Origin of the sequence: Colwellia sp. BRX9-1 (assembly GCF_014077195.1) — a bacterium.
GTDB lineage: Bacteria > Pseudomonadota > Gammaproteobacteria > Enterobacterales > Alteromonadaceae > Colwellia_A.
On sequence record NZ_JACGVM010000025.1, the window covers coordinates 48,528 to 56,395 of the forward strand.

The window sequence follows — 7,868 nt, forward strand, 5'->3', positions numbered from 1 at the left end:
GTAGTGGAGTAATTTTAGTTTGTTACAGACAATATGCCATCAGTCTGGATGGCTATAGTCGTTTCATTGGCATTAATGGCGAGTAAACAGTTGCCATTATTGATAAAAAAAAATTCATTTATTTATAAAATAGTTTTTAAGCGCTCGAGGCAACTATCACTGGCTCAATTCCCTATATTTTGTCACAATAGCTGACATTCTTCTAGGTGAAAATCGAACCTCTTTATTATGATCAGCCCTTTTATTGTTAACGCAGATGGCGTTTATGACAAGAACCTTTTTTTAGATCGCTACCCCGTTGGTCAAGTTAACCGTGCACTAGTTGCTTGGGATTCAGCCGACGAGTATTTAATTAATTATGTTAATGAGCAAAGTTTAGCGGATAGCCAGCACAACTTACTAATTTTCAATGATAGCTTTGGCGCTATTACCGCTAACTTTACTCAGTCAAATGTGACTACGGTTTCCGATTCTTGGATAAGCCACCAAGGGTTAAAATATAATATTGAGCAAAACGGTTTGTCGCTTGACAATATTAGCCAAATAACGAGTTTGGATGACCTACCCGATAATATTACCGTGGTGTTGTACAAGATACCTAAAAGTAAGTCATTAATGATCGATCAACTTTTATCGATTAAAGCTAAATATAATCAAGAGCTTATTTTTATTGCTAGCGATAAAGCCAAAGATATCCATAGCTCGACGTTAAAATTATTTGAAAAATATTTAGGGACAACAAAAACGTCTTTAGCGGTAAAGAAAGCACGTTTAGTATTCTCTCAACTTGATAACAAGCAAGTTTTATCTTCACCTTTTCCAACAGTTTGGCCGTTAGAAGATAGCGCTTTTATTATCAGTAATCATTCAGGGGTTTATGCTCGTGAAAAACTTGATATTGGTGCTCGCCACTTTATTAAGCACCTTCCTGAAGTCAAAGCAGGTAGTCGTGTTATTGACTTAGGCTGCGGCAATGGTGTGATTGGTTTAGCCGTACTGGCAGAGCAACCCCAGGCATTAGTTACTTTTGTTGATGAATCTTATATGGCTGTTGATTCTGCTAAGACTAATATCAGTAAAAACTTACCAGAGCAACTCGAACAGTGTCAGTTCATGATAAATGACTGCTTAGCCGATATGGAGCCTAATAGTGTTGATTTGATTTTGTGTAACCCTCCTTTTCACCAGCAAAATGCAACCACAGACCATATCGCTTGGCAGATGTTTCGCGATAGCCATAGAGCATTAAAGAACGGTGGTGAGTTACGCATTATTGGTAATCGGCAACTCGGATACCATATTAAACTTAAACGACTTTTTGGTAATGAAAAACTCATTGCCAGCAATGATAAATTTGTCACGCTTTCATCAATAAAATAATGGAGTTAATCAGATCATGAAAAATATATTCATTAACAATAAAATTAAAACATTAGCCGCAACAACTTTACTGCTTGTACTGACGGCTTGTGCCAACAAACCCACTTACGTGGTTATTGCTCCAGATTTAAGCATAAATAATGGTGCATCTAGCCAAAGTGCTTATCAAAATAAACAAGCGAGTTTAACGGTCACTGATTTGCGAAGTGCCCAGCATGTTGTGCAAGTATTAAGAAAAGATGAAGCAGCAGAGGTTTATTCTAGTCAGCAACCATTAAACCGTATTGTTGAGGAAGCGTTAGCCGCTGAATTTAAAAAACAGGGCTTAGACATTAACGCTCAAGCGGGTAATGCAATTGAAATAATTATTGATAATGGCTTGAGCAGCGTGCAACAAGAAATGATGAAATATCAAGTTAACAATGAACTTGTGATCCGCGTAACTGTAAACAATGGCTCACAAACGTTGAGCAACACCTTTAAAGTTCGCGGAACTAGTGAAGGCCCATTGGGCGCAGATATTGCGGTATTAGAGCGAGACTTTAGTCAACAACTTACTCAGTTATTATCTCAAGTTATTAATAACATTGAAATTCAGCGTTTTATAAAGTAATTTTTAACAGCTCCTTTAAAAGAAGAAATGATAATGAAAGGTTTATTTTTTTTACTTATATTTTTATCTGGCACTCTATCAGCGAATAATATTGCCATTGATCCTAATAACTTATTTCCAAAAGTGAAATTAGAAACATCAAAAGGAGTCATCATTGTTGAATTAGACCGCATTCGTGCGCCATTAACTGTTGATAATTTTTTAATGTATGTGGTTAAAGGTGAATACAACAATACGATTTTTCATCGTATTGTCTCAGACTTTATCGTACAAGGCGGTGGCTATGATGAGGACTTCAATTTTAAAAAAGTCACTGGAAATATTGTTAATGAATCAGGTAATGGTTTAAAAAATGAACGTGGCACTATTGCTATGGCAAAAGAAAATCGCCCACACACCGCAAATCGTCAATTCTTTTTTAATATGGCTGACAATAAAAGTTTAGATCCAGGCCGTCGCTGGGGATATACCGTATTCGGCGCCATTATTGAAGGTCAGGCAGTTGTTGATGCTATGAATTTAGCTAAAACACACTATAGCGATGCGATGGGCTGGGACGATGTGCCCGTAGAACCTATTACCTTAATTAAAGCCACTTTATTACCAGAAGAATAAATTTATCCAATAAAATTTCAGCTGTAAATTATAGTCAGGAGTCAATATTTCTGACTATAATAATGCCATAATAAACATTCTTTTTTGTACGTTCTTACAATTAAATGAAAATTAAATTGCCTACACCTTTGACAAACTGTTTTTAATCTACGATATATAAGGTAGTAAATAAACAATAACAACTATTTTCACCATTTCAATAAAGTGGTAGCTACTTTCCTACTTGAATGATTTAAATACGAAAGTGAACTGAGGATGCCATGATAATTGAGCCGTTTATCAACGAAAAAACACAACAAATAGCTTACTATATTAAAGCTGTGATTAACCAATCATTGCATTATACCGAACTCGACACATTCATCCTTGATACCATGGAGGAATGGACATTGCTCAAGGTAAATGATGAAATGCCGAGTAGTGCAAAAGAGCGCGTTTTTTGGCACTTAGTCCATGAGATGAGTTTACATGGAGCACAATCACTGAGCCATGATTTGTATTTTAAAAGTGAAATAACGACCTGTTTAGATTTCTTCACAGGTACTGGCAGTTATCCTATTGACTGTATTGGCTGGCGTCCGTTACCTTAGGCTAACGTTAGTAAAATCCTCGACACTTGGTCACAGAACTCAAGAATAAACTTCTGTTTTCAATAACATTTTGATAGCCTATGCCTACTAAGATTTTTGTAGGCAATTGCATGACCACTCAACAAACATTCAAAGAAGCTATTCTCAATAAAAGAATGTTGATTTGTATCTTCACCGGATTCACTTCGGGCTTGCCGTTATTTATTTTATATCAACTGGTACCTGGTTGGTTAAGATCAGAAGGAGTAAGTCTAGTTGAGATAGGTTTATTCTCATTAATTGGCATTCCTTATGTTTGGAAGTTTATTTGGTCGCCATTGATGGACAGGTATTCTTTTCCGATGTTAGGTCGACGTCGAAGTTGGATGTTCGCTACGCAAGTTTTATTACTCTTCTCTATCGCTGGTTTTGGTTTTATAGACCCTACTATAAATATTTGGTCTGTCGCTTATCTTGCCGCTGCTGTTGCTTTTTTTAGTGCAAGCCAAGATATTGTTCTTGATGCTTATCGCAGGGAGTTATTGCAAGAACACGAACTGGGCTTAGGTAATTCTATCCATGTACAGGCTTATCGTCTATCTGGCTTAGTGCCGGGCTCGTTAGCTTTTATATTGGCTGACCATATCAGCTGGCAATCAGTTTTTCTTATTGTTGCTGCGTTTATGCTCATCGGTATTTTACTGACCTTATGTATTAAAGAGAGTAAAAGCGAACATCTTGCTCCTAAAACATTACATGATGCTGTTGTATTGCCTTTTAGAGATTTTATTTCACGAAAAGGTTTTAAAAGTGCCTTACAAATTCTCATTTTTTTATTTTTATACAAATTAGGCGACAGTATGGCTACAGCCCTGCAAACTCCCTTTTTTATAGACTTAGGCTTTACTAAAACAGAAATTGGTGTGGTTGCTAAAACAGCGTCGCTTATTGCGATGACTATCGGGCTTGCTGTTGGCGGCATTGTAATGATAAAGCTCAGTATAAATAAGGCATTATGGTTGTTTGGCTTTGTGCAAATCATCAGCATATTAGGCTTTGCCGCTTTAGCAGAAATAGGTCATAATACTTACGCTCTAGCTTTTGCGATGGGCTTTGAATACTTAGGTGTTGGTTTAGGTACAGCTGCATTTACTGCCTTTATAGCAAGAACAACCAACCCCGCTTTTGCTGCAACGCAATTTGCACTCTTTACGGCGCTAACCGCTTTGCCTAGAACCTTTGCCAATGCAACAACTGGCCTTATTGTAGAGCAAATAGGTTGGACATCGTTCTACTTTCTTTGTACTTTCCTCGCGATCCCAGGAATGCTTATGTTATTTAAAGTTGCTCCTTGGAGCGAAAAAGTCCCTTTCGAAACAAAAAATAAAACCGAGGAATTAATATGATTAAACTGTTCTTTCTACTCCCTATTATCATGTGCCTTTTTTGGTGGCGATATCTAGATGCTAAAGGCTTTAGTGTAAAAGAAGGTGTGAAAGGTTTTGCTTATATTATTGCTTTAAATACCGTACTCATTGGATTTTTAGTGGTAATGATATACGTTACTCACGGATGACGACTGCTGATATCCTGATACCAAATCCATCGTTATGAGACCACCTCAGTCAACCAGATACCGCCTCAGTCATTCTGATAACTCATCCATCAACCTGAATTTGTTTCAGGACTCGTCGTTAACAACACAAAAGCAGATACTGAAATGAATTCAGTATGACGGAAAAGGGATAAGCCTCAGTCATCCTGATAACACCTCCGTCATCCTGATACCACCTCCGTCATCCTGAACTTGTTTCAGGATCTCGTCGTTAACAACACAAAAGCAGATACTGAAATAAATTCAGCATGACGGCAAAGGGATAAACCTCAGTCATTCGGATAACACCTTCGTCATCCTAATAACACACCCATCATCCTGATAACAACTCCGTCATCCTAATACCACCTCCGTCATCCTGAACTTGTTTCAGGATCTCATCGTTGACAACACAAAAGCAGATACTGAAATAAATTCAGCATGACGGTAAAGGGATAAGCCTCAGTCCTTTTGATAACACCTCCGTCATCCTGATAACAACTCCGTCATCCTGAACTTGTTTCAGGATCTCGTCGTTAACAACACAAAAGCAGATACTGAAATAAATTCAGCATGACGGCAAAGGGATAAGCCTCAGTCATTCTGATACCCCCTCCTTCATCCTGATACCACACCCGTCATCCTGAACTTGTTTCAGGATCTCCTCGTTAACAACACATAAAAAAAGCTTACTCAAAAAATGAGTAAGCTTTTAGAATTCAATGTTTTTAAAGTAGTGTTTAAAAAACTGAACGAAATGATGAGCGACCGCTACGACGAGTAGAGCGTCGGTTTCTCATACGACTATGAAGTTCGCGACGTTTAGAATCTAGCCACTCTTCACGAGTCACTGTAGCATCACCACTACGACCTTCTTCTCGGCTACGATAAGCACAAAACTCTAGAAACGCTTCAATATCGTCTTTCAGTTCTTCGGCAACTAATTCAATCATGATGGCGTCGTCTAAAAAGCCTAATACAGGAATATGGTCAGGTACTAAATCTTCTGGATCACTAAAATAGGCCAATGCACTTAGCACATCACTGCGCTCTTCTGCTGGAATTTTCCATTCAGAGTCTTCTATCATCGCCACTAAAGTTTCTAGTTTTTTAATGCGCTCGCTGACAAATTCTGGAACACTTCCTTTAATATCTTGGCTAATACTCTTAGCGTTACTTAAAATAACTGCTTCACTAAGTTTTGCAGCTCCTGATTGTGCTTTACGCATTACATCACGGAAGTGGTCTAAGTCTGACTCTGTTAATTCAAATTTAACTTCAAACGCCATTATAATTCTCCTGTATTTGGCTTTTCTATTACTACACTTTGTTTATTATTTACTTTTTTGCATAATAGTAAACATAGTACATTCAACCCTATTTTTCTTATTAGAGTAAATTTAGCAGATAGTTATACAAACAGCACGCAGTTAACTCAATTAATTTGTAAATATTTATAACTTTTCATTCACACTTTTATAAACATAATGCTATGATTTTGTTCTATTGTTTGTATTTATTCTGAAACTTTTATGCAAAATACCGAGTTAGTTAAAAAAAATAGTGATCTTGATATCACGCCATCAGTCTCTGAACAGCCTGATACCATGAGAAGTTCAGCAAATAACAATTGTGATAATTGTCATCAGCCACTCAACGGTCCTTTTTGTGGTCAGTGTGGTCAACAAGCAGAATCAACATTGAAATATTTTTGGGTGGTGATATTACACCTTCTTGATGATATTTTTAGTTTTGATTCTCGTGCCGCCCGAACTATATTGCCATTAGTTGCTCGTCCTGGTTTTTTAACTAATGAGTATATTGCCGGAAAACGCGTGCATTACGTGCCTCCGCTACGTTTATACCTTTTTGTGAGTATTGTCTTTTTTATTACCTTAAAATTTTTTGTGCTCTCAGACAGTAATACTCTTCTCGCGGTAAGCGACAATCAGACATCAATCACTCAAATCAAAGATCAGCTTGTTTTACTTGAAAAAAACAAGCTTAAAGCCATTGATGGCTCACCAGATAATACCGTTGATTTGTCAGAAACAACAAAAAGTATCGCAAAATTTGAGACCTATTTAACCGATATTAATAAAGATTACAGTATTGAAAAAAATAAACGGTTAATTGATATGACCAAAACACTTGTCGATTTAGAATTAAGACAATTTAAAGATGGACAAGCACTTAGCGGGAATAAAAAAGAACGTTATGATTTATTAACCTCAAATATTGCAAAATTTAAAAATGGTGAGGAACTAGATAATGTAGAAAAAACTTCTACGACCATAGGCAATAATGCCGATGGTACCTTGTCTTTTGATTTCTTGAGTGACGAGAATAATAAAAGCCTTAATGTGTTTACAAAGTCTTTGATCAAGAAAGCAGAAAATGCCTTCCGCTCTGATGCAACGCCATTAGTGCAAGAAGTTATTGGAAAATTACCGCAATTAATGTTTGTTTTACTACCTCTTTTTGCTGTTTTATTAAAAATAATGTTTATATTTTCCAAACGACTGTATATGGAACATTTAACGGTTGCCTTGCACAGCCATAGTTTTATTTTCTTTACTATATTGTTGGTAGAGTTACTAGATGTGTTTGCTGGCTATAGTGAAACAGTCCTCCCTTTACTTACTGGCTCGATTGAATTTGCCAGTAAAGCCTTATTAATTTGGATCCCGATATATTTATTTATCATGCAAAAGCGCGTCTATAAACAGGGTTATTTTTTGACCTTTATCAAATATTCGTTTATCGGCACCGCCTATATGATACTTATTGGCTTCACAGGTGTAATTGCCTTCGTTTGGGGCTTAACAGATATTTAACTAACAGTTTCAGTTACCCTGCCCTGATACAAGCCCGTTATGCTGATCTGGATTCCGTCAACCAGATACCGTATCCGTCGTCATCCTGATACCACCTACGTCATCCTGATAACTCACCCGTCATCCTGAACTTGTTTCAGGATCTCGTCGTTAACAACACAAAAGCAGATACTGAAATAAATTCAGCATGACGGTAAAGGGATAAGCCTCAGTCATCCTGATACCACATCCGTCATCCTGATACCACATCCGTCATCCTG

8 protein-coding genes are annotated in these 7,868 nt (G+C 37.1%); 7 read left to right on the plus strand and 1 reads right to left on the minus strand.

Annotated features, from left to right (window positions below; genetic code table 11):
• Nucleotides 1-228 precede the first annotated feature (228 nt).
• The 6 genes from H4J76_RS17635 to H4J76_RS17660 all read left to right on the plus strand — a co-directional run bounded on the left by H4J76_RS17635 (nucleotide 229) and on the right by H4J76_RS17660 (nucleotide 4,753).
• On the plus strand, nucleotides 229-1,380 hold the full coding sequence (locus tag H4J76_RS17635) for a methyltransferase (protein WP_182217575.1): 1,152 nt from the start codon (nucleotides 229-231) through the stop codon (nucleotides 1,378-1,380).
• Between the two features lie 16 nt (nucleotides 1,381-1,396).
• Nucleotides 1,397-1,993: a YajG family lipoprotein gene (locus H4J76_RS17640; protein WP_182217573.1), complete on the plus strand. Its 597-nt coding sequence runs from the start codon at nucleotides 1,397-1,399 to the stop codon at nucleotides 1,991-1,993.
• Nucleotides 1,994-2,026: 33 nt separating this feature from the next.
• Nucleotides 2,027-2,608, plus strand: coding sequence for a peptidylprolyl isomerase (locus H4J76_RS17645; RefSeq protein ID WP_182217571.1), 582 nt, complete (start codon nucleotides 2,027-2,029; stop codon nucleotides 2,606-2,608).
• A gap of 260 nt (nucleotides 2,609-2,868) precedes the next feature.
• Complete coding sequence (locus H4J76_RS17650) at nucleotides 2,869-3,198, plus strand: hypothetical protein (RefSeq protein WP_182217569.1); 330 nt, start codon at nucleotides 2,869-2,871, stop codon at nucleotides 3,196-3,198.
• Nucleotides 3,199-3,308: 110 nt separating this feature from the next.
• Nucleotides 3,309-4,583 (plus strand): AmpG family muropeptide MFS transporter, encoded by a 1,275-nt coding sequence (locus H4J76_RS17655; protein ID WP_182217568.1) that lies wholly within the window; start codon nucleotides 3,309-3,311, stop codon nucleotides 4,581-4,583.
• Nucleotides 4,580-4,753 (plus strand): hypothetical protein, encoded by a 174-nt coding sequence (locus H4J76_RS17660; protein WP_170246384.1) that lies wholly within the window; start codon nucleotides 4,580-4,582, stop codon nucleotides 4,751-4,753. The genes H4J76_RS17655 and H4J76_RS17660 overlap by 4 nt, the downstream gene beginning before the upstream one ends.
• 758 nt (nucleotides 4,754-5,511) lie before the next feature.
• Here the strand turns inward: H4J76_RS17660 and H4J76_RS17665 are convergent.
• On the minus strand, nucleotides 5,512-6,060 hold the full coding sequence (locus H4J76_RS17665; RefSeq protein WP_182217566.1) for a YkvA family protein: 549 nt from the start codon (nucleotides 6,058-6,060) through the stop codon (nucleotides 5,512-5,514).
• Nucleotides 6,061-6,303: 243 nt separating this feature from the next.
• Between H4J76_RS17665 and H4J76_RS17670 the strand changes: the two genes are divergently transcribed.
• Nucleotides 6,304-7,608: a DUF3667 domain-containing protein gene (locus H4J76_RS17670; RefSeq protein ID WP_182217565.1), complete on the plus strand. Its 1,305-nt coding sequence runs from the start codon at nucleotides 6,304-6,306 to the stop codon at nucleotides 7,606-7,608.
• The last annotated feature ends 260 nt before the right edge of the window (nucleotides 7,609-7,868 follow it).